19 protein-coding genes are annotated in these 20859 nt (G+C 66.4%); 15 read left to right on the forward strand and 4 right to left on the reverse strand.

Annotated features, from left to right (window positions below; all coding sequences use genetic code 11):
• Nucleotides 1–14 precede the first annotated feature (14 nt).
• The 4 genes from D0Z08_RS04795 to D0Z08_RS04810 are packed head-to-tail and all read left to right on the forward strand — an operon-like array spanning nucleotide 15 to nucleotide 5246.
• Nucleotides 15–2417 (forward strand): VldE C-terminal domain-containing protein, encoded by a 2403-nt coding sequence (locus tag D0Z08_RS04795; protein ID WP_118923187.1) that lies wholly within the window; start codon nucleotides 15–17, stop codon nucleotides 2415–2417.
• Between the two features lie 47 nt (nucleotides 2418–2464).
• Nucleotides 2465–3085, forward strand: a complete 621-nt coding sequence (locus D0Z08_RS04800; protein WP_118923189.1) for a hypothetical protein — start codon at nucleotides 2465–2467, stop codon at nucleotides 3083–3085.
• Nucleotides 3082–4548 (forward strand): type IV secretory system conjugative DNA transfer family protein, encoded by a 1467-nt coding sequence (locus D0Z08_RS04805; protein WP_118923191.1) that lies wholly within the window; start codon nucleotides 3082–3084, stop codon nucleotides 4546–4548. Before D0Z08_RS04800 ends, D0Z08_RS04805 begins: the two co-directional genes overlap by 4 nt.
• Nucleotides 4545–5246 (forward strand): hypothetical protein, encoded by a 702-nt coding sequence (locus D0Z08_RS04810; RefSeq protein WP_118923193.1) that lies wholly within the window; start codon nucleotides 4545–4547, stop codon nucleotides 5244–5246. The genes D0Z08_RS04805 and D0Z08_RS04810 overlap by 4 nt, the downstream gene beginning before the upstream one ends.
• Nucleotides 5247–6215: 969 nt before the next feature.
• Here the strand turns inward: D0Z08_RS04810 and D0Z08_RS04815 are convergent.
• Entirely contained in the window at nucleotides 6216–6599 is a 384-nt protein-coding gene (locus D0Z08_RS04815) for a VOC family protein (RefSeq protein ID WP_220454040.1), read from the reverse strand.
• Nucleotides 6600–6899: 300 nt separating this feature from the next.
• Here D0Z08_RS04815 and D0Z08_RS04820 point away from each other — a divergent pair, with 300 nt between their 5' ends.
• Nucleotides 6900–7301: an Lsr2 family DNA-binding protein gene (locus tag D0Z08_RS04820; RefSeq protein ID WP_182481152.1), complete on the forward strand. Its 402-nt coding sequence runs from the start codon at nucleotides 6900–6902 to the stop codon at nucleotides 7299–7301.
• Between the two features lie 410 nt (nucleotides 7302–7711).
• Nucleotides 7712–8269: a hypothetical protein gene (locus D0Z08_RS31610; RefSeq protein ID WP_147381318.1), complete on the forward strand. Its 558-nt coding sequence runs from the start codon at nucleotides 7712–7714 to the stop codon at nucleotides 8267–8269.
• A 340-nt stretch (nucleotides 8270–8609) separates the two neighbouring features.
• Here the strand turns inward: D0Z08_RS31610 and D0Z08_RS04830 are convergent, their stop codons facing one another.
• Both D0Z08_RS04830 and D0Z08_RS04835 read right to left on the reverse strand, forming a co-directional pair.
• Nucleotides 8610–9989 carry an IS110 family RNA-guided transposase gene (locus D0Z08_RS04830; RefSeq protein WP_118923199.1) on the reverse strand — a complete coding sequence of 460 codons (1380 nt, stop codon included), beginning with the start codon at nucleotides 9987–9989 and terminating at the stop codon, nucleotides 8610–8612.
• A gap of 158 nt (nucleotides 9990–10147) precedes the next feature.
• Entirely contained in the window at nucleotides 10148–10903 is a 756-nt protein-coding gene (locus tag D0Z08_RS04835; protein ID WP_147381319.1) for a hypothetical protein, read from the reverse strand.
• 358 nt (nucleotides 10904–11261) lie between these two features.
• Here D0Z08_RS04835 and D0Z08_RS04845 point away from each other — a divergent pair, with 358 nt between their 5' ends.
• Complete coding sequence (locus D0Z08_RS04845; protein WP_147381320.1) at nucleotides 11262–12266, forward strand: hypothetical protein; 1005 nt, start codon at nucleotides 11262–11264, stop codon at nucleotides 12264–12266.
• Nucleotides 12267–12428: 162 nt separating this feature from the next.
• Here D0Z08_RS04845 and D0Z08_RS04850 read toward each other — a convergent pair whose 3' ends face one another.
• Nucleotides 12429–13397, reverse strand: a complete 969-nt coding sequence (locus D0Z08_RS04850; RefSeq protein WP_118923207.1) for a hypothetical protein — start codon at nucleotides 13395–13397, stop codon at nucleotides 12429–12431.
• A 327-nt stretch (nucleotides 13398–13724) separates the two neighbouring features.
• Here D0Z08_RS04850 and D0Z08_RS04855 point away from each other — a divergent pair, with 327 nt between their 5' ends.
• From D0Z08_RS04855 to D0Z08_RS04885, 8 genes are all read left to right on the forward strand, one after another.
• Entirely contained in the window at nucleotides 13725–14060 is a 336-nt protein-coding gene (locus D0Z08_RS04855; RefSeq protein WP_147381321.1) for a hypothetical protein, read from the forward strand.
• 485 nt (nucleotides 14061–14545) lie between these two features.
• Nucleotides 14546–14722, forward strand: a complete 177-nt coding sequence (locus D0Z08_RS31915; RefSeq protein WP_182481153.1) for a hypothetical protein — start codon at nucleotides 14546–14548, stop codon at nucleotides 14720–14722.
• A gap of 99 nt (nucleotides 14723–14821) precedes the next feature.
• Complete coding sequence (locus D0Z08_RS04860; protein ID WP_147381322.1) at nucleotides 14822–15178, forward strand: hypothetical protein; 357 nt, start codon at nucleotides 14822–14824, stop codon at nucleotides 15176–15178.
• A gap of 173 nt (nucleotides 15179–15351) precedes the next feature.
• A complete protein-coding gene (locus D0Z08_RS04865) occupies nucleotides 15352–16944 on the forward strand; it encodes an AlbA family DNA-binding domain-containing protein (RefSeq protein WP_182481154.1) in 1593 nt (530 codons plus the stop codon).
• A 204-nt stretch (nucleotides 16945–17148) separates the two neighbouring features.
• On the forward strand, nucleotides 17149–17403 hold the full coding sequence (locus D0Z08_RS33650) for a DUF1272 domain-containing protein (protein ID WP_118923215.1): 255 nt from the start codon (nucleotides 17149–17151) through the stop codon (nucleotides 17401–17403).
• A gap of 328 nt (nucleotides 17404–17731) precedes the next feature.
• Nucleotides 17732–19252 (forward strand): FAD-dependent monooxygenase, encoded by a 1521-nt coding sequence (locus tag D0Z08_RS04875; protein ID WP_118923217.1) that lies wholly within the window; start codon nucleotides 17732–17734, stop codon nucleotides 19250–19252.
• Between the two features lie 177 nt (nucleotides 19253–19429).
• Nucleotides 19430–19810 carry an ACT domain-containing protein gene (locus D0Z08_RS04880; protein ID WP_118923219.1) on the forward strand — a complete coding sequence of 127 codons (381 nt, stop codon included), beginning with the start codon at nucleotides 19430–19432 and terminating at the stop codon, nucleotides 19808–19810.
• Nucleotides 19811–20058: 248 nt separating this feature from the next.
• The gene (locus D0Z08_RS04885) at nucleotides 20059–20556 is read left to right on the forward strand and encodes a P-loop nucleotide/nucleoside kinase family protein (protein WP_118923221.1); all 498 of its coding nucleotides are present in this window, start codon (nucleotides 20059–20061) and stop codon (nucleotides 20554–20556) included.
• Nucleotides 20557–20859: the final 303 nt, after the last annotated feature.

A 20859-nucleotide genomic window follows, 5' to 3' on the forward strand; every position in this document is an offset into this window, starting at 1 on the left:
CTGGGCATGCTGTTGTGAAGAAGCTGCTGGCCCTCGCGCTGCCTGCCCTGGTGGTACTCATGGGCCTGCCGATCATCGCCGCGGTCATGGTCACCATGAGCACCCAAGGCACGGCCTGTGACCAGCAGCCGGAGACCACCACCAGCCCGCTGGGCGATCCCATCGATCTCGGTGTTGTCGACGGACCGGTCGGGGGCCCGGTCAAGGGCAAAGTCGGGGTCGCTGCCGGCCCCGCCGACGCCCGCAAGCCCACCACGACCCGCGCCGAGACCACTTCCATGGCGGCCGACACCTTGCCCGCGGCCGCGCCCGCCTCTGATGTTCAGGCGGCGCTGATGCGGCTGCGGTTCGCCGACTCCTATCCGACGATGACCGCGGAGCAGGCACGCAACGCGGTCACCATCGCTCAGGTTGCCCGGGACCTGGAGGTGCCGCGGTACGGCCTCGAGGTCGCGATCGCGGCCGCGATCCAGGAGTCCAAGCTGGTTAACCGCGACTACGGAGACCGCGACTCCCTCGGTCTGTTCCAGCAACGGCCCTCAACCGGTTGGGGCACCCGTGAGCAGATCGCCATGCCGCGGCTCGCGGCGGAAGCATTCTTCGGCGAGGCCGAGCACACCAACAACGCCGGCCTGCTGGACATCCCCGGCTGGGGGGACATGAGCCTGACCGAGGCGGCCCAAGCGGTACAGCGGTCGGGCTTCCCCGGCGGCTACGCAGAGTGGGAGACCGTCGCCGCCGACGTCGCCGACCTTGTCGGCGGCGACCTGCCGGATCTTCCCGAAGACGCGGCGGCGACCGAGGAGAACTGCCAGCCCGAGAGCGGCACGACCCAGGTCACCATCGGCACTTTCAACGTGCTCGGTGCCAGCCACACCGACGGCGACGCTGGCCACGGCGGCCCGGGCGGCCAGGAGTACCAGGGCTATCCGGCCTGGAACGTCCGACTTCCCCGGGCGCTGGACCTGCTCGAACAGGAAGGCGTCACCGTGGCCGGCCTTCAGGAGGTGCACGCTCCGCAGGAGAATGCCCTGGCCCGCAACAGCCAGTGGGACATGTGGCCGACCGACGGCAAGCAGAACAAGGTTGTCTGGGACCCCGGCGTGTGGGAGATGACCGACGCCCGCCTGGTGCCCATCCCGTACTTCAGCGGCACGGTCGGGATGCCGCTGGTCCAGCTCACTTCGACTGGCGGAGCTCAGCAGATTTGGGTGTGGAGCATCCACAACCCGGCGTTCTTCCTCGAGAAGCGCAAGGAAGCACTGCGGCGTCAGCTCGACACTCTCACCGACCTCAATGCGACCGGCGCTCCGGTCTTCATCGTCGGTGACTTCAACGACGGCAAGGACGGGCAGAACTCCTCCCACTGCCAGTTGACACCGGCGATGAGCAACGCGTTCGGTGGATCGGTCAACCCGTGCAGATCGCCGAAGTCTGGCGCGCCGATCGACCACATCTACGGCGGTAACGTCACCTGGGCACAGTCGCGGGTCGACGCAAGCACTCGAGCCAAAAGGATCAGCGACCACCCGTTGGTGGTGGCGTCCACCGTCGGCAGCAACGGCTGCCCGCCGACCGGTTCGCCAGCGGAGCAGGGGCTTAGCCGGGATGCGCTCCTGGTGCTGCGCTCGATCGACGCGCAGTTCGGGGCGCACACCTATCTTGGGGTGGGGGAGCGGGCCAGCAACCCTGACAGCGACCACTCCTCCGGCCGCGCGGTCGACGTGATGATCGAGGACTGGCAAAGCCAGAGCGGGATCGACGAGGGCGACCGGATCGCCGACTGGGTCCGCGTCCACGCCGAGGAGTTCGGCGTCAGCTACGTGATCTGGCGGGCCAGGATGTGGTCGGTCGGCGATAGGGACTGGAGGTCCTACTCGCACCCCTCTGGGGGAAGCGACCCCACCCTCGACCACATGGACCACCTACACGTCTCGGTCTACGGCACTGCAGGGAACGCCGACTGCGGCGCCGGCGCCGGCGAGGTCGTCTATCCCGTGCCAGCAAGCCTGGTCGGGACCGACAACCACAACTGGCACGAGACCGGGCCCTACTGGTCGCGGTGGCACGCGGGCACCGACTACTCGGTTTCGTGCAGCACTCCGGTCTACGCCGCGCACGCCGGCACGATTGAGATCGACACCACCCAGAAGCCGTGGGCCGGGCCGTGGCTGGTCAAGGTGAGCACCGGTCCCGGCTCTCTGACCACGTGGTACGCGCACATGCAGGAGGTCACGGTCAGCCGCGGCCAGCGCGTCGCCGCAGGCCAGCAGATCGGCGAGGTTGGCCAAGAGGGCAACGTCTCCGGCTGCCACCTCCACTTCGAGGTCCACGAGCGCAACGGCTCCATCTACGGCTCCGACAACGTCGACCCCTCAACGTGGCTGGCCGAGCACATCCAGAAAGCGGCGGCGTGATCGCCGCGGCGCTCTGACCGACCTAGTAGGTCAGGAGGTGCAAGCACATGCAGCGTGAACGACGACGGGACCCTTACCCGTGGACCTGGGAGATCCCCGTCCTGGTGATCGGGATGACCCTCCTGGTGATGGTTATCGGGATCCAGATGGGCCGCTCGACTGCGAACCTGCTCGCCGGTGCGGGCTGGACCTGGCCCGACACCAGCGCCGGGCCCGGGTTCTCCTCGCCGCTGGGCACCGCGTTCTGGACCAGCCTGCCCGGCGTCGTGACCGGCCACGCTGAGGCCGGCTTGCCCACCCCGGTCCCCGTCCCCTTGGCCGGCCCGTCGCTGGTGTGGACGAGCCTGGCGCTCACCGAGGCTGTGCTACTGACGGCCACCACCTGGATCGGCGCGCATGCCTACCAGCGGTGGGGACCCGGCCGGATGCGCGGCATGGCCACCTCGGCCGAGGCCGCGAAGCTGCTCGGCATCACCCGGCTGCGGAAGGTCTCATGGATCGTCCGCCCCGACCTGTACGGAAAGCACGTCCCGAAGCCAGCGCCGGTGGCCCGGGATGCCGGCGACACCGGCGCAGCCGATGTCGAGATTGGCTGCGGTATGAGCCCCTGGTTGGTCAAGGGCAGATCGGGGACATCAGCCGGCGACACGGACGGACGTCCCGGATGAAGCTGCGATTCGACCCCTGGGACGTCGGCTGGCGCATCGGCAAGGCGCACGAACCGCGCGGTGGCGAGCTATGGGTCCCCTGGGACCGCACGGCCGGCGTCATCGGCCCTCAAGGCAGCGGCAAGACCCTCGACCTGCTCACCCCGGCGCTGCTCGGCGCACCGGGCGCAGCGCTGGTCACCTTGACCAAGGTTGAGGACCTGCTGCTCAGCCTCACCGAGCGATCCCGCGACGACCGGCCCTGTGTGGTCCTCGACCCGTTCGGGCTGGCCGAGGGCGTGGCAGGTGACGGGGTCGACGAGCTGATCTGGGACCCCATCGCCGGATGCGTTGACCCCAAGGTCGCCGAGCGCCGTGCCAAAGCGTTTACCGCCGGCACCGTCAAGGGCGCCACCAACGGCGGCACCGGAGACGAGGCCGCCCGGTTCTACGCCGCGGAGTCGGCCAAGGTGCTCCAGGGTTACTTCCACGCTGCCGCGCTGACCGGCAAGAGGCTCGACGACGTCCTGCAGTGGGTGGCCAACCCCGCAGCGGCCAGCCAACCCATGGAGATCCTGCGCCGCCACCCGCACGCCGAGCCGTTCTGGCACGGACTGCTGCACGGCGCACTCAACGGCGACGACCGCACCGCCGGCAACACCATCACCACCGTGCAGCAGGCCGTCAGCCTCTTCTTCCAAGCCGATACCCGCCGCCGCTGCGCGCCCACACCCGGGCAGTCGGCCACCGACCTGGCCGACGTGATCCGCCGCCGCGGCACCATCTACCTCCTCGGCCGGGAGGACCCCTACGCCTCCGCCAGCCCCCTGATGACCGCGGTCGCCGAGCACGTGCTCGACACCGGTCTCCTCCTGGCCAACAGCTCGCCCTGGGGTGGCCGCCTGTGCCCGCCGCTGCTCTCGGTGCTCGACGAGCTTCCCTCGACCGCTCCGCTGCCCACGCTGCGCACCCGGATGGCCAACGAGCGGGCACAAGGGCTCTCGTTCATTTGGGCCGCGCAGACCAGGCCGCAGCTGACCAGCATCTTTGGTGAGCACGAAGCCCGGGCTCTGCTCGGCCTGACCAACACCCTCGTGATGTTCGGCGGATCCAAGGACGTCGCGTTCAACCAGGAGATCTCAGACCTTCTCGGCCAGGTGCGCATCGGCCGCCGCACGCATCGGTTCAGCGGTGGCGGCTACGAGGGTGACGACATCGCGATCCTCCGACCGGAGGAGGTCCGCCAACTGCCTGAGCGGAGGGCTCTGGTGATCGCCGAGAACGCCAAGCCGATCATCGCCAAGCTCCACCGCTGCGTGGAGGGCAAGGCCGGCGAGCGCTTGCTCACTGACCAGCGCGCCCTGCGCGAACAGCTGACCAACGACCGCCGGATGGTCATCACCCCCGAAGCCCGCGCCACCGCAGCCCTCCTCGAAGCCCGCCGCCTCGGCTTCGTCGACGACGACAGGAGCGAGCTCCGATGACCCTCCACTCCGATCCCGTCCGCCCGCGGGCGCCGATGGTCTGGCCGTTCCCGGTGCCAGGCAACTTGGTCCGACACGCCTACCACGAGCTCCACATCGCGATCAACGGCACCAAGGAGGAGCAGAAGGCCCTCGGCAACCACGCGCTTCTCCCACGGCCGTGGGAACCAGCCACCTGCCTAGCCCCGGGTCTGCGTCACGAGGTGTGGCAGTGGCTCGAGCAAATCGTGAGCTGGCTCAACCGCGAGTACACGTGGGAGGTCACCGGCCTCATCCCGACCTGCTGGCCTTCCCATCCCCACCTGGTACACGAGATCGCCGTACTGGCCGACCAACGACGCCGCGCGGGACTGGCGATGACCAGCGACGCGCTCGAGGAGTGGCACCGCTACTGCCTGCCAGCGTTCCTCGACCGCATGCGCACCCGGCTCAAGTCCCACTGCGAGGACGAACACAAGCAGTGGCCGGGACGCCCGCGCCACAGCGAGCACCTCTCCGAGAAACACATCGAGCAGCGAGAGGACACCTACGCCCTCGACATCGACGCCCTCCCGGGCCGCCGGCGCGCGCGCGAGCAGCAACAGCCGGCCGGGCCTGCACGCCTGGGCCTGGTTGACCTCGACACCGGCGAAGTCCACGACGACTTGCCGCCCGATCGCCCGCCGCGGACGCGCACCGAGAAGGGACCTCGCTCATGATCCCGATCACCGAGCAGCGAAGGCAATCAACCGTGTCCAGCGAGCACTCAGGGCGCTCGGCGAGCATCCGCGAACGAGCAAGCGGCAGCTGGGTCTCGCCCGGGAGCAGCTGACCGAACTGCTACAGCCTCCCCGAGAGTTCATGGGTCTGGGAGGCGGTAGAGACGACCGAGGCCAACGCCGCACGTCGAGGTGCCCGCGCTAGCACCTGACCGAAGATCCTCAGTGGGTTCTCCTTGCCAGATTCCAGGCCGCCAGGCGCCCGATGTGTGGGGTCGCAACAGGATCATCGGGAACGTATGCGCCGCTACCTGAGCCAGCAGTTCGCGCAGATCGAGCCGGCCACCCCACGCTGAGGTCTTACCGCCTCCGAGGGCCTCCGAACGGATCCGCTGCACCCACGACTGGTGTGCCTCATCGGCATCTGGTCCTGGTCGTCAATCGTGGCTCCTTAGGAAGGGTTTGAGCCTCGCGTGCTTGGCCAAGCCGTCGAGACGTGACCCCACTCGGATAAAGGCGCCACGGCCGCCGCTCGGCGGGTCGAGGCATTGTTCGCCGTTGCGTCTGCCATGAGTCGGGCACGAAGGTCAGCCACGAACTCCGGGCGCGCCGAGATCGGTCGCATGGCTTCCAAGACTGCGATGACGCGGGCCAGTTGGTCCAGGGATGGGTCGGGGACGGTTTCCCAAAATGGCCTGCCCCGCCCCTGCTGCGTCGCGTGCCACTCGCGGTGGAACGCCATGAGCCTGGGCGCAACCCACGCGCCGCACGTCTCACAGCCCCGAGGCGATGTGCTCACAGCCACATCAACTATCGGTGCGTTAGTCGGTTACGGACCGCTATTGCTTGAGAGGGATCAGAACAGCGAATCGATCCGGACGCGGGACGTGGGACAGGAGGCTGCACCTTGAGGAGCTTTCATTCCTCGTGGGCGGGAATGCTGCGTTGGTCTCGCCGGAGCGGATGGTCCTAGGGGATCTCTACCATGACGATAGGAATCTGGTCCGGGTCCTCGATCCACAGCTCCAGGAGTCCCCATGGCTCTCGCCGAGGTTCGCGGAGAATGGATACACCGGCATCCACCAGACGCCGATGCTGCGCGTACACATCACGAACCTGCATCCACAACGCGATTCCGTCTCCGCGTGGGTCAGTTGTCTGACCGCTGACCTCGAGGAGGCTGTTGCCGAGGAAGAACACCAGGCCGGGTGCGTCCGGGCTGCCGAACTCCCGATAGATGGCCAGACCCAGCGCGTCTCGGTAGGACCGGTGACTGCGTAGAAGGTCTGAGGGGCGTAGGAGAATTCGGCTGCTGAGGACCTCCATGAGGTCATCTTGCCCGGCCAGCGGCATGGCCTCCTCAACCCAAGCAAGCTGGCTCGCGGAGACAGGACGCGCCTTCGAGGGATTGGGACCCGCCGGCGCCGCCCTTGTCGCCCTGTCTGTCCGAGGGCGAGGCAGGGAGTGACGTGTCTTCACTGTGAGGTGCAAATAGCTGGGCGACCGCGGATCCGGACCGGAGGGCCCGTCGTCGAAATGCGATGAATTCCTGATGGCAGAGCCCTGTTTTGCGCCTGACCGGTTCGTTGCTTAGCGTTGCCGACCTGTGTCGGCTTGGCTGCCGTGCCGCGGACATGTCGAAAGGTGATTGTTTTGAAGCTCACACTTGATTCCACCGAACCGCTTGAGGACGCGATGCGTGTTCTCGGCGCGCTGTACGGCGTCACGCTCGTCGTTTCCCCCGATGAGCAAGACCGGACTCGGTCCGCTCGGAAGACCGCGTCCAAGCCCGCCAGGAAGAGCGCGAACAAGGTGGCCGCCAGCAAGAAGACGGTGAACGGCGCGCCGTCGGCGAAGAAGAAGACCCCTGTCGTCGCGTCCTCCACCAAAGCCGCGAAACCCCGGTCGAAGCAGAAGACCGCTCAACGCTCTGTTAGCGCCTCCCGCAATGCCGAGGTCCGTTCCTGGGCACGCCAAAATGGATTCACCGTCAGTGACCGCGGGAGGCTGCCTGCCTCGGTCGTGACGGCATATCGCAACGCTCAAAGCGCCTGAGCCGTCCACACCGGCGCCGACCTTCAACACCGGTCCGGTGCACATCTCGGCGCGTGCGCGGCGCGGGCCGTCGCCTCCGCGGAACGACGAGGCGCGCGGGAGCACTCGGCTGCGTAAGCGAGTACCTCCGGGCGCCTCGTCAGATCCATGTCTAGCGAAGGTTCGCCCAGGTCACAACGATGCTTGAAATAGCAACCTCAAGTGATGCCAACTCGGGGAATCCAACTTCGGCCGACAAGCTCCGGCCAGCGCCGTGACCACGGGCAACACAGAGGAGACCGCATCGGTCCACTGGCGGCGGAAGGACGCACCCCTGAGCCGGCTGGCGAGAAGCCACCGAAACCTCGCAGGGTGAGGGGCGCTGTCGATTCGGGAGACGCGATGACGATCCAGGTCTAGGGTCGGACGGCATGAAGCGCCTCCTCGGGACTGTGTTTGTCGCCGGTCTGCTTGCCGGTTGCGGCGAAGACAAGAACGACGCGGCGGCCGACGCCAGCGCATCTGCTGCCGAGGCCTCGGCGTCTTCGGTCTCGGCTGAGGTCGAAGCTTCAGTGAGCGCAGAGGCAGAGGCGTCGGCCAGCGCCCAGGCCCAAGCACAAGCCGATTTCGATCGTTGTCGCCGAACGTTGTCGGGTCTCGCGGATTCACTGAGCGAGATCGATTCGCGGCTGAACGTAGGCATGAACTACGACGAGTACGGCGACCGATTGGGAGACACTCAGGTCGCCTACGACCGCACAGTCAAGGCAATCCGCAAGCAGACCCCTGAATGCATAGACGCCGCAGTTGCTCTGGAAAGCGCGTTCAACGCGTACGTCAACGTCTACGACGTTTGGGGCAACTGCATCGACGACTACTACTGCGACTTCTCAGAGGGCGTCCCAAATGACAAGGCGCAGGCTGGCTGGGCGAAGGCGACCAAGGCAATCGGAAAGGCCGAGCGACTGCTCCGACAGATGCGCCCGTAGTGCGCGTTGTCCTCCCTGCCCAACGAGACCTGCCGCTTCGCGGCGTAGTGACCAGCCTATGGGGACGAAGTCAACGGGCTTGGCTTTGTTGAGTTGTGCAGGGCTGATCGGCTCGCCAGGTTCGCCGGCGGGCTGCTGGTCTTGGTTGTGGTGCGCCGTTGGCGTTGGCGGGGGCCTCGCGCCCGTCTCCTGCCCTACGTAGCGTGCAAGCGGGTTCGTTCCCGACAGCCTTCATCCGGGCTTTGCTGGGGACGGGCGGGGCTGCCCATGGTCACTTGCGGGATGTGATCCCGACGCACGTGCGGGCTCGCCCCGTCCGGTCGGCTACGACGCGTGGGGGTCAGGCGGCAGCGGCGGCCCCCTTCGCGCATTCACGGGACTGGGGCTTGAAGCCGCTGGCGATGGCGGGGTCCCAGGCGGTGCCGGTGGTGATCACCGCGTGCAGCTGGCGCAGCAGACTGCCGGCGACCGCGACCCGGGCCTGGGTCTTGGTGAGCTTGTTGTCGGCCCGGCCGGTCAGGTGCGCGTACCGGGCGGCAAGCACGGGGTTGTTCCGCAACGCGGCCCACACCGCCCGCCAGGCCGCCAGCCGCAGCTGCGGACGGCCGCGGCCGCTGATGCCGGTCTTGCCCTGGTAGGCGCCCGAGGCGTTGTCGCGAGGACACAGCCCGGCGTGCTTTACCAGCGCCCTCGCGCTGGTGAACCGGGTGGGGTCGCCGGTCTCGGCGAGGATGGCGGCGGCGCCGACCGCGGACAGCCCGGGGATGCTGGTCACCAGCGTGGTCAGGCCCAGCTCGTCGAGCACCTCGACCATCCGGGCCTCAACCACGGCCTTTTCGGCGCGGGCGTGGGCCAGGTCGGCCAGCGCGAACCGGGTCCGCTCCAGAGCGCCGGCGCGCTGGCTGGCCACGCCGGCTTCTGCCCGGGCCGGGTCGGCCGCGGCGTCGAAGACGGCCCGCACGATCCCCGAGTGCCAGCGGGTGGTGCCGTGGCGGGGCAGCTCGCGGCGCACCGCCGTCGCGAACCGGGTCCAGCCCCAGCGGCGGATCACGGTCAGGTCGCCGGTGGCGCCGACCCGGTCCAAGACCACCGTGATCGCGGCCAGCCAGCTCTTGGACTTGAACGGCTCGCCGGCGGCCTGCAGTGCCGCCGGCCAGGCGCACTCGAGCAGGTCGGTGACTTGCAGGCGCGCCGCGGTGGCATCGGTGACCAGAGCTCCCCGGCGGGCGCCGAGGTGCCGCAGCCGCGCCCACGCCGGCTCGGCGCGCTCGGGCAGGTAGCAGCGCAGCTCGGTGACCAGCCGGGCGATGATCATCGCGTCGGTCTCATCGCTCTTGTTGTGAGTGAAGTCCTCGCTCTCCCGAGCCCGGCGCACCAGCAGCGGCTGCACGCACACCAGCCGGGCCTCCGCGGCGATCTGGTCCAGCACCCGCCAGCGGTGCCCGGTCGGCTCGCAGGCGACCACGACCGATGAGAACCCCGCCGCCGCGGCCTGGGCCAGCCCCCACCCCACCGCCTCACGCAGCTGCCACGCCTTGGCCTTCACCGTGCGGCGGGCCAACACCCGGGAGTCCTGGTCGGTCAACGCGCACACCTGCTTGTCCGCGGCAAGATCGAACGCGAGCACCGCGGTCTCCCGGGTGACGACCGCACGCAGCGCCGCAAGCCTGTCGTTGCGACGGCGATCTCCGCGTGAGAGCCGACGACTAGGGTTGGACATGCATCCTCCTGATGAGTGGTCTGGGACACCAAGCCCGTCAACCCCATCAGGGGGATGCCTTGTCTCCCGGAACAACACGCTCAGGTAGTTACTACGCACCACGATCGCGCCCGCATCGCGGTCGGGAACCAGTTCGCGGATGCTGCCGTAACAGAGTCTCAGTCAGGAAGACCCAGGCTGGCCCTGCTCTTGTCGGCCCAGTCGTTGCGCGCTTTCTCGAAATCTTGAGAAGCCTCCGCCCAACCAACCTGTGCCGCGTCCACGCGCTCTTGCGCCTGATCTGGGGTCACGTGGAAGAACGCCGCAATCGTGCCGTCCTGGGGAGGCGGACTACCCGACTTCGCCTCCTCCAGTGCCCGATGTCGCGTGCTGAACGCGTCTGCCAGTTCCCTCGAAGCTCCCTGCGCTTTCGACGCCTCTAACCAGAGCACATCCGCCACGAAGCGGAGTTCGCTTGCGCTGATCAGTTCGACCGCATCGATCGCCGAGCGCAGTTCAGCGAAGGCCTCATCGAATTCGGATCCTGGCCGCTCGGGTGCGAAAAACAACCCTCCTGGGTCAGACTCGGCCATTCGCCGGGCCACGTCAAAGGACCGGAAGGCGGTGTTCGAGACAGCTTGATACGCCTCGAGCCGGCGGTCGCGCCAATCGAGCAGGTCCGCTTGGCTGCGGCTGGCGTCCGATTCCATTGACTGTGCCTCAAGTTGCTGACGAAGACGCTCCCTTTCGGCTTCGAGTTGCTGCGCGAGGCGTTCGTTCTCACCCGCACTTTGGGTTCGAAAGTTCTCCGCCGCAGCTGCCAACTGATCTCGGTGGTTCTTGCGACTAGCCATCAGTTGCACGAGCGCAACGACAAGGCCCGCCAGCAGACCAATCCCCGCCGACACCAGATTGCTGACGGCATCGGCATCCACGGGGGGAGCGTACGCAGAACCTAAAACCCCTGTCACCTACCTACACTGCGTCGAGACCAACGCCCGAGGGGTTGGCGCACCCTGCGAGCCGATCGAATGGGGCGCAATGCCGCACCCCGACCAAGGCCTGGCCCGTGATGAAGTACGTCAACGTGCGGCTGGACTTCATCTACATCGACCACTCGATCGAGGACGGCACGCAGTGGGCGGTGTTCGAGCCGAACCGGCGCCTCAGGGGACGAGTCTGACGCGGCGGATAGACGCAGTTACACATTCTTCCCTCGGGGTCTCTGCGTCCGTGGACGGGGCGCCCGCTCGGGCCCCTAGACTCCTCTCGACCTCGCGATCGGAGCCTCCCGTGGACATCGACGTTTTTGTTGCTAGCGGAAGTCATGACAAGTCCAGGATTGCGACTGCCGTGTCGCTACTCAACGGAGTGCAGTCAGAATTCAGACTGGCTGTTCGCGTAGCGCCCGTCGACACAGCGGCGCTGGGAAATGCCGGGGTGCTAGAACCGGGGACCGCGCTCAAGGCGGCATCGAGATTTGGCGAGCAGGAGCACAAGGTGTGGGTCACCGATGCTCCGTTTGCAGACAATTGGTTCAGTCATGAGGACCGCGCGACGTCGGTGATCACAACCGCGGACTGGGAGCGGTACTTCGCGCCGCCAAGTCTGCGTTCCTACGTCATCTACCAGTTGGCTCAGACGTGCACGATCTTTGCGGCAGATTTGAGCGAGGAGATGCTTGAGAACATTGCGCACGAACCTCCACGTGGATGCGCGAATGATCTGTCGGCGAATAAGGCCAACATCCGGTTCGGAATGCTTGCTGGAAGCCTGTGCCCCGAGTGCGCGGCTGTCATGACGCAGTACGGCATGAGCGATGAACAGGTTGCGGCGGTCCGACGGATGCTCGCTCTCGTGCGAGATGAGGCTCTTGGAACGCCACGGCCGCTCGACCCGCTGTCCGCGTTCGTCGTCATGCGATTTTCTGCGTTTGACGAAAATGCGAACGCGTATGAATACGGCGTCAAAGCAGGGATTGAGGCGGCCGGTTTCACCTGCACGCGTGCGGACGACTCCTACCAGCCTGGAGCTCTACTGACCAAGGTGACGAAGTACATCGAGCGATCCCGGGTGATCGTCGCGAAGGTCGATGTTCAGAACCTGAACGTGTACTACGAACTTGGCGTCGCCCGCGCGTTAGGGAAGGACATCATCCTTGTTGCCGCGCAGGAGCAGATCGGTGGCCTACCTACTGACATCAACAACCTCGAGGTCCTGACGTACCCGACCGGCGACTACAAGGCCTTACGCGAATCGCTTACGTCGGCGTTGATGCCGCTGGTGCCGAGGGCTTGACACGGTCGTCCGTACGTCCAGTCGCGGCGATATGACACACCTCTGGCGCTCGCTTTCCGCTCGGACACCCTGCAAGATGAGGGTGGAGCTCGATCTGTCTTCAGGACCAGAACGCGGCCCATGATGTCAGAACGCCGAATGCTCGGGTTTCAGTTTCGCCGCCTATTCGATTGCGCCAGCGGTTTGCTCGGCTGTCGCTCCGGGCATTGGGCGAGGCGCGCCGTCCCCCCACCTGTCGATGGTCTGAGCAATCCAGAACGCGGCGACCAGAGCGATTTCCACCGCTTCCAGGAGGAAAATCTTGTGATCGCCGAGCTGCTTCTCGAATGCCCAGGCGAGGAGGAACACGGCTGCTAGGCCCAGGACCATACTTCCTGCGATCGAGGCGTAGATGACAGCCCAAAACCGGCTAGGGTCCTCCGGCGGCACGAGCTGGTTGTTGCCGCGCCACTTGTCGCGGGCAACCCCGATGACGGCAACTCCGATACAGCCAAACAGCGCGTATGCCGATGGGTTGTGGGCGTGGGTGCGCAACCATTCGCTGTCCACGACGTAGGCCACGGCGCCGAAGGCGAAGAGGAGCGCTGCCGTTCCCCAGGTCACCCAGAACGCGACCGGAGAGTCGGTGTGCGCCCCCTTGATATGGACGAACAGGAAGACGAGGAGCACGACCAGCACGACGATCAGGTAGGTCCGCATGTTGTTCTCTACGGCGGCTCTGCTCGCTGCGGTGATCAGGCCCTTCTCCGTGGCGTTCTGGTCCGGCAGTTCGTCCCCCAGCGTGCCTCTGAACGCGCAGGTGCGGGTGTCGTCGGTTTCGACGGTAGGGACGAAGGCGACTACTGGGGCAAGGAGGCCGGCCAGGTTGAAGAAGCTGTCTTCCACGACCGTCTTCCCCCACAGAACGATCATGACGAGACCCAGGATGAGGAGCGTCCCGACGAACATCGTCCGGGCGGGCGTGTAGTAGTAGGCACTGATAGAGCCTTGCCAGCAGCGCGTTTCGGCGGCCTCGATGATCAACGAGATGGCAAGAGCCAAGATCACGCCGACAACGCCGAACCGGAGGAAGCGGTAGGTCCGTAGTGCCATCGGCGGAGCGGTCGAGGAAGTCGCCGTCATGGTCAGCATGCCGGGCTTGGGGTCGAGCCGTGATGTCCACCGGCCTCGGGATGAGGAGTGGTCTGCCCCATGGGTCTCCCATCGCCTTTGTCGTGCTCGGACAATCCCGGCACATCGGATGTTGTAATACGTGTCGGCGAGTTTCGCACGACGGTTACCGAACCGCGACCAAACGCAGCAACGCCGACGCGCTGTAGGCGGCCCCGTGTCGCAATCGGTGCCTCCGGGCAGAGTGGCATCGACCCGCAGCACACGCTCCTCACTGGCGGGCGCGTCTGCCTGATCGACTGTGTGCGGTTCTAGCATCGTGTCGTGTGGGCTGGGAGCATGCGGTTCATGAGCGAAATTCTCGCGGCCGCAATTGCAGGTCTGATTGCCATCGCCGTCGCCCTACTGGCGCAGCGTCACCAGTTTCAGCAATTCAAAGAGGGTCTGAGGACTCAGTACATGGCCGAAGCGGCCATCGGCGAACTTTTAGACGGCGACCACGACATGCGCAGCTTCGACGTGATCCGCCGGCGGGTCGGAGGGTTCTCGGACAACGACCTGCGACAACTGCTGGTGAGGTCGGGCGCGGTGCGCTTCTACCGAGATCTGGGCACTCCCCGCGAGGTCGAACTCTGGGGCCTTCGTGCTCGTAACAGGTCCGCCGCCGACGAAGACAGCGAATGAGTCGGAGCGCACCCCGAGGCACCGAATAGCGCGATGTGAGGCTGCCGCTTCGCGGTGGAAAGACGCGGGTCTCAACTCGCCGATCGCGACAAAGCGCGCGTTCGGCCCAACCGCATGACCGGCCTCCGGGGCCTTCGGGCTCACCTTCGGATGGCGTCCTTCTGAGACGTCATCTCGCGCCTAACGTGCATCGACTCGTGCGATGTCCCCTTCGCGCCTCGTCGGCGCGCGGATCGAGGGTGGTCCAGAGGCACGATCTGGAACGGATACGCCTCGACGGGTGAGATCGTCGTTCTATCGGTTCCAACTGCGAAGCGGTCGTGGAGTTTGCTCGACAAGCAATGCATCACTGATCGCGGTGCGATCCTACCCGCCGTCCGACGCCGGACGAGGTTCCCTGGTTGCCGCTCCCGCTCCCGCTCCCGCGCCGGCGACATCGTTCGCGACGGTGGCGCTCAAGCGGTGGGAACGGTAAAACGCTTCTCATGCCACTGCCTGTCACCGTTCAACAATTCTCCGCAGACCTCGACGCCGCCAAGGGCTACTTCAACGCGGCGGCCAACGAGAGTGAGCCCGTGAAGCAACAGGCTCTTGCCACTATGGCACTAGCCGCCGCGCAGATCGCCCAGGCTGAGGCGACCTGGCTGAAATCGTCGAGCTGATGGGAACACCTCGGCTCCAGTGTTCTCGAGTTGACTGGTTGGGGCCTCTCCGTCTGATCGCGGCGGACGACGCCCGTGGCCGGGTCAGACTTTCAGCAGATGCGCGCCCGGCAGGCGGCGGAACGACTGTCCCGTCCCGGAGACCTGGGATCCAGCTTCAACAACGTGAATGTCGGAACTCGGCCTTACCGTGACGCCATGCACATGAGCAGCCGCAAGTTCATCGGAGGCGTCGAGGTCGTCCCCGGCGCCCAGGTCTCTCACGGCCCGCCGAGGTCGTTGGCCTTCCAGGTGTGGTCGGTCTGCGAGCAGTCCCAGCCCGAGCGCTGGCATGGAGAAGTGCGTTTCAACAGCACCACCGTGCTGCGCACGGATACCGTCAATGACCACGGCCAGGCCGCGCGACTCGCCGAGGAGGCTCTTGCTGCTCGCGTCGTCGAGTTGTTCAGCCGATGAAGGTGCGATGGCGGGGACATCGGGTCCTGCACGGCGGGCGGCCAAAATGACGAACCTCGAAGTGTGTGATCGGCCGAGGAGTCGGCCCGGAAGGCTGGACCGTGGAGCAATGCCTGACGCGCTTCAGTTCGATGTTCCGGTCGGCAAACACACGCGGGTCTAATTTTGCTGTCGTGAACGAGGACGCGATTGTGGTCGAGCCGGTCGTGACGGCCGAGAAGCTGGCATCCCTTCTGGCCGTGGGCTGCGAGTTGCCGATGCTCGACTTCAAACAAGTTGTCGACTTAGACGAACACTCTGAACTGGTTGAGCTCGCCAAGGATGTAGCGGCCCTTCGGTCATGCGGCGGGTACCTGGCGATCGGCGTGAATGACGAGGGTGAGGCAATCGGTCTCGACGAGGTATCGGCGGCCAAGTTCGATGAAGCGAACCTGCGCCAGAAACTCGAGAAGTTTCTTCACCCAACTAACTTGATCGCCGCCAGGCACAAGACCGACGGCAAGCACGTCGTACTGATCTATGTCCCCCGTCACCCCTTGGGCTTTACCGTCGTGAAGGTTCTCGGCGAGTACACGAAACCTGGGGGAGGTCAGAAGATCGTCTTGCGGCCCGGTGACGTCTTCGTTCGCCATGGCACGTCGAGTGAGCGATGGGCAGAGGGCGACGTCGAGGCGCTTCTCCGTCCTCGTGATAATGCCCTCCGCGAATCACATCGCGCTGAGTTCGCTGCCACGGTGGCCGCAATCCAATCGGGTGCTCAGGGACAGTCAATCGCCTCAGGTCCAGTCCAGTCGCTGGTCTGGCAACTCGATCAAGCGTCATTCGACGGAGCGGTGGTTGAACTGCTTCGCCGTGCCGACCTAGTGCCGATCCGACTCTTCTTAGTACGGACCCCCGGTGAGGCGCGGGCCAGCGCTAACCGAGGAGACCGCGACGAACTCAACACCATTCTCGATCGGCTCGTCTCGCTCGCTGCGATCGCTCTCACGCTCGGACACGCCGAGCTCGAACACGATGTGACCGAAGCACTCGCCAACATCTACGAAGCTTCGGCCATCGTTTCGTATCCAGTGAGCGACGCCGAGCCAGTGCGGTCACAGTTCGTGTGGCTTGACGTCTTGGCCCGCGTTGTTGCCCTTGGAGGACTCGCCGTCGTCATGAAGGAATGGGGCACGGTGCGCGCGCTCGCCCTCCAGTCGGCACCCGACAATTCGTACGCGTCCTGGCTCCGTCACGGCCTCACCCACGCGGCACGCGCGAACATCTTTCCGACAACGGCGAGTGGAAAGCCGGAACAAGGTGCGCTCATACCACTCGCTCGTCGCGTTGCGCACAGGCTGCCCGCATTACGTCCCTACGCGCCGGACGATGATCGGTACGACCCAACGCCAGGCGCCGACATCGCCCCGATCGACCCGGTCCTGGACTCCTTATGTGCCTTCGACGCGCTCGCGGCGCTCGTGGTTATGGCCGACCTGCCGTCGGATCGATTCGATGACCACCACTACTACCCATCGTTCGGCCATTACTACTCGACGCGCTCGGAGCCCTACTGGGCCCGCGTGTTGAAAGACCCAACGATGCGAGATGTGCTACTACCAGACGTGGATGACGAGATGCTTGGGCGCGCGATGTCCACCGTCGCTCGGGTGGCACACACCGTCGTACAGGGAGGGTGGGGACTCTGGGACGTCGAGGACAACACCGTGATGAAGTTCATCCAAGATTGGCGACGCGAAGACGCCGAGCGTCGAGGTTCCGAGTAGCTGGGCTGGTTGCCAGGCCGCCAACGAGAGAGTCGCCTCCCGCCGGTTGGCAGTTCGAGGTTCTCTGTGGCGCCGCTATGCGGCGCAAAGACGCGCCCTGCGACCACCGGCATCACACACGTGTCGATAGCTTGGCCCACCCAGTCGCCGGGCTCAGGTTCAAGCAGCCTTGCCCCGATCGCGCAGTCAGCGGATGCTGACTGCATGCTCGAGTTGAGGCCCAATTGCGAATGCTGCGGCCGGGACCTGCCACCGGACTCCGGCGACGCCTTCATTTGCACTTTCGAGTGCACCTGGTGCGGCGACTGCGCTCGCGATCGCCTCCACGGCGTCTGCGTCAACTGTGGCGGCAACCTGCAGCCGCGACCGATCCGCCCGGCGCACCTGCTCGCGTCAAAGCCACCATCGACGACCCGGATTGTGAACCCCGACTGCTTGGCGGAGCGCGCCCCGGGCTAGTCAGTCGCTGAGGTCACGCCCGCGCACGGTGATTTTGCATCGACCGATATCAACGAACTGCTCAGGCGGCGACGTGACGCACCTCGAGCATGACATCGGGGTGGGTGTTGACGCCCTGGGTGACACGAGGGTTCAACGCCCCTGTCCTGGACGCTGAGGCCGGAGGCGAGGTGCCCGCGTAGTTCGGTGATGAGAAGGGAAGGGGCATGAATGCCCTTCCGCTTTCAACGTATACGGCAGTAGGGGGCTTGCGGCAAGACCCCTGCCCTCGCGCACAATCGACGGCCGAAGTCGGATTCAGTCGAGGAACTACGGGGGATGCCAGTTGGTGGACGTGGACGTAGTCGTGGTGGGCGCTGGGCCGACCGGTCTCATGCTCGTTGGTGAGCTCGGTCAGGCCGGGATGCGAACGCTGTTGCTGGAACGGCGGCCGGAGCCGTCGGAGATGGCGAAGGCAGGCGGTCTGGCGGGACAGATTCTGCAGCTGCTGCACTACCGGGGCGAGCTGGACCGATTCCGCGAGGCGAGCATCGGGCCCGAGCCGGTTCCGCGGTTCCCGTTCGGTGGGCTGCATCTGGACTTCACCCAGCTCGAGGACTCTCCGATGCGGGCGATGTTGGTACCCCAGCCACGGCTCGAAGGTCTCCTCGCCGAACGCGCGATCGAGCGTGGTGTCGAGGTACGCCGTGGACACGAGGTGGTCGGCCTGCGCCAAGACGACGACGCGGTGACCGTCGGGGTGTGTGGCCCGGATGGAGCGTACGAGGTGACCGCGCACTTCCTGGTGGGCTGCGACGGCGGCCACAGCCGGGTCCGCGACCTGGCCGGTATCCCTTTCCCGGGCACTTCCTTCCCTGAGATCGAGCGGCTGGCCTCGGTCACCGTGCCCGACTCGGTGACCGTGCTCGACGACGGAGGTCTCGACGTCCGCGGAGTGGGCAAGATCCCGTTCGGCTACACCGCGACCGAACGTGGCGTGTTCGCCTGCTCGGGCATGGGCGGCACCATGGGCGTCTACACCGCAGAGGTAGAGGCGACCGAGTACGACGACGACGTGCCGATGACTGTCGCGGAGCTGAGCGGGAGTGTGAGCCGCGTGCTCGGCATCGACCTTCCGCTGGGAGAGCCGCTCCGGATGGCGCGGTTCGGCTACTCGGCGAGACAGGCGGACACCTACCGCGGCGGCCGCGTCTTCCTGGCCGGCGATGCAGCGCACCTGTTCCCCGCGGGCGGAGTCGCGGTCAACGCGGGCATGCTCGACGCAGCCAACCTTGCGTGGAAGCTCGCTGGCAGCGTCCAGGGCTGGGCGCCGCCGGGTCTGCTTGACACGTACTCCGATGAACGTCGTACCGCCGCCGAGCGCACTTTGCTCCACACGCGTGCCCAGGTCGCGCTGCGCCAGGGGTACGGTCCAGGCGGCGACGCCCTGCGGGCGCTCTTCCTCGAACTGACCGCCGACGAGCAGCCGCTGCGCCGCCTCGGTGCGCTCATGGCCGGCACCGATGTGGGGTCTGCTGTGTCAGCAGCGCAACCGCTCGTCGGCACCTGCGCGACCGACCGAGCCCTGCACGTCGACCATGAGGACCCCAGGTTCGCCGGGTTGCTGCGCAACGGCCGCCCGGTGCTCCTCGACCTCGCTGACCATGCGGGCCTGCGGGACCTTGGCAGCGATTGGGGTGGCCGCGTCGAGGTTGCCAGCGCGACGATCGACGAGCGACCCGCCGACGCACTCCTGATCCTGCCGGACGCCCGCATCGCTTGGGCGGCCACGGTCGACGAACCACGCCAGACCGCGCTGCCCGCTTTGCGGGAAGCATTGACCACGTGGTTCGGCGCCCCGTCGACCTAGGTGCGGTTCAGATCGGTGCGTCGGGCCAACCGGGGAGCGAGGTGCGTCTGCAGCGGCGGGGTAATGCATCCTCGCGAGTGCACGGATCGCAGAGGCGGGCGGTATCGGAGACGTGCCCAGTCCACCCGGAGCCATCCACCCATTGCCGCGCGTCGCGGGCGAGACGATCATCGGGGCATGGCCACAGACATCACCGTTTATCTCGATGACCAGCCTGGGGAGCTGGCCCGCCTGAGCCGGATCCTGGGAGATGCGGACGTCAACATCGATGGTATGTGCGCGGTGACCAGCGGTGGCGGCGCCGCCGAGGTGCACGTGCTCGTCGACGATCTCGCCCCCGCCCTTGAGGCACTGGAGGGAGCGGGCGTCGAGATTGCCGGCGAGCAAGAGGTCATCGTGGTGCCACTCGAAGACCGACCAGGTGCCCTCGCCGAGGTCGCCCGCCGGCTCGGCGAGGCCGAGGTCAACATCACCCTCGCCTACCTGGCCACCAGCACCCGCCTTGCGTTGGCCACCGACAACTTCGAAGGCACCGTGGCCACACTGCGCACCGACTGACGATTGGTACCACGGGTCGGCAGGCGCGACGAGCGTCACGACCGCGCGCAACCCGGACTCGACAGCCTCGAGCCGGATATCACCGCCACCGCGATGCTCAAGTTCGCCCGTGATCTCTCACGCGTGCGCAGGCGGAATGGGACGCTGCCGCCTTCGCGGCGCTATGACGCATCCGCCCCGCGGCAGGTGTCGGCCGAAAAGTCGGTCGTCCCGGCCCTTCCTCTCGTGCGAGGCTGCCCGTCGTGGGTATGGCGGACTCGAGGCGAGGCACGATCGTGTTGCTTTGCGGCCTTCCAGGCTCGGGCAAGACGACGACGGCCAAGGGCCTGGTGCAGGATCGGCGGGCAGTTCGCTTGTGTCCAGACGAGTGGATCGCGTTCTTGGGCGGTGACTTCTTCGACGACGCTGTGCGCGAGCGCGTGGAAGAGCTCCAGTGGCGGTTGGCTGGGGACATCACTCTTGCGGGCGGCATAGCGATCATCGAGTCGGGCCATTGGTTGAAGTCGGATCGCGACGCCAAACGCGACTGGGCCAGGGGCCACGGCGTCGGGATCGAGCTGGTCGTTCTTGACGTTCCGATTGACGAACGGTGGCTACGACTGGCTGCTAGGAACGCAGCACCCGGTCCCACCTCAGTTCCACTCACGCTGGAAGTGCTGCAGTCATACGAAGGTCTGTTCCAACTGCCCGATGCTGAGGAGCAGAGGTTGTTTGACCGTTCGCCTGGGGACGCCGGTTCCACCTGACGATCCAACGCGAGCGGAAATTGGGATTGCTAGGCGCTTCGACGGTGCCGGGTCGGTGGAGGAATGGGACGATGCCGCTTCGCGGCGAAGTGACGCACTTCCCGGGGCCGGGATCGCGACAGCATCGTGCAGTTCAGGCGTCGGCGCTCGTCGTATCGCCGCCAGCTTGCGCCGCCGCCGAAGTCCGGCGGGGTCTGCCGGATCGCGGCGGTCATCATGAGCAACTCGGGAGCGTACGCAGACTCCAGGACGGTGCGAAGCACAGGTGGTCAGGCGGTCCTGAAGCTTCGCCTCGCCCAGCAG

It is taken from the genome of Nocardioides immobilis, assembly GCF_003515065.1.
GTDB classification, from domain to species: Bacteria; Actinomycetota; Actinomycetes; order Propionibacteriales; family Nocardioidaceae; genus Nocardioides; species Nocardioides immobilis.

Bases quoted from the DNA above. Each gene is read 5' to 3' on its own strand.
- D0Z08_RS04800 (WP_118923189.1), top strand. From the start codon at position 2,465: ATGCAGCGTGAACGACGACGGGACCCTTACCCGTGGACCTGGGAGATC.
- D0Z08_RS04885 (WP_118923221.1), top strand. From the start codon at position 20,059: ATGGCGGACTCGAGGCGAGGCACGATCGTGTTGCTTTGCGGCCTTCCA.
- D0Z08_RS04815 (WP_220454040.1), bottom strand. From the start codon at position 6,599: ATGCCGCTGGCCGGGCAAGATGACCTCATGGAGGTCCTCAGCAGCCGA.
- D0Z08_RS04855 (WP_147381321.1), top strand. From the start codon at position 13,725: ATGAGCGAAATTCTCGCGGCCGCAATTGCAGGTCTGATTGCCATCGCC.
- D0Z08_RS04810 (WP_118923193.1), top strand. From the start codon at position 4,545: ATGACCCTCCACTCCGATCCCGTCCGCCCGCGGGCGCCGATGGTCTGG.
- D0Z08_RS31915 (WP_182481153.1), top strand. From the start codon at position 14,546: ATGCCACTGCCTGTCACCGTTCAACAATTCTCCGCAGACCTCGACGCC.
- D0Z08_RS04850 (WP_118923207.1), bottom strand. From the start codon at position 13,397: ATGCTGACCATGACGGCGACTTCCTCGACCGCTCCGCCGATGGCACTA.
- D0Z08_RS31610 (WP_147381318.1), top strand. From the start codon at position 7,712: ATGAAGCGCCTCCTCGGGACTGTGTTTGTCGCCGGTCTGCTTGCCGGT.
- D0Z08_RS04880 (WP_118923219.1), top strand. From the start codon at position 19,430: ATGGCCACAGACATCACCGTTTATCTCGATGACCAGCCTGGGGAGCTG.
- D0Z08_RS04805 (WP_118923191.1), top strand. From the start codon at position 3,082: ATGAAGCTGCGATTCGACCCCTGGGACGTCGGCTGGCGCATCGGCAAG.
- D0Z08_RS04830 (WP_118923199.1), bottom strand. From the start codon at position 9,989: ATGTCCAACCCTAGTCGTCGGCTCTCACGCGGAGATCGCCGTCGCAAC.
- D0Z08_RS04860 (WP_147381322.1), top strand. From the start codon at position 14,822: ATGCGCGCCCGGCAGGCGGCGGAACGACTGTCCCGTCCCGGAGACCTG.
- D0Z08_RS33650 (WP_118923215.1), top strand. From the start codon at position 17,149: ATGCTCGAGTTGAGGCCCAATTGCGAATGCTGCGGCCGGGACCTGCCA.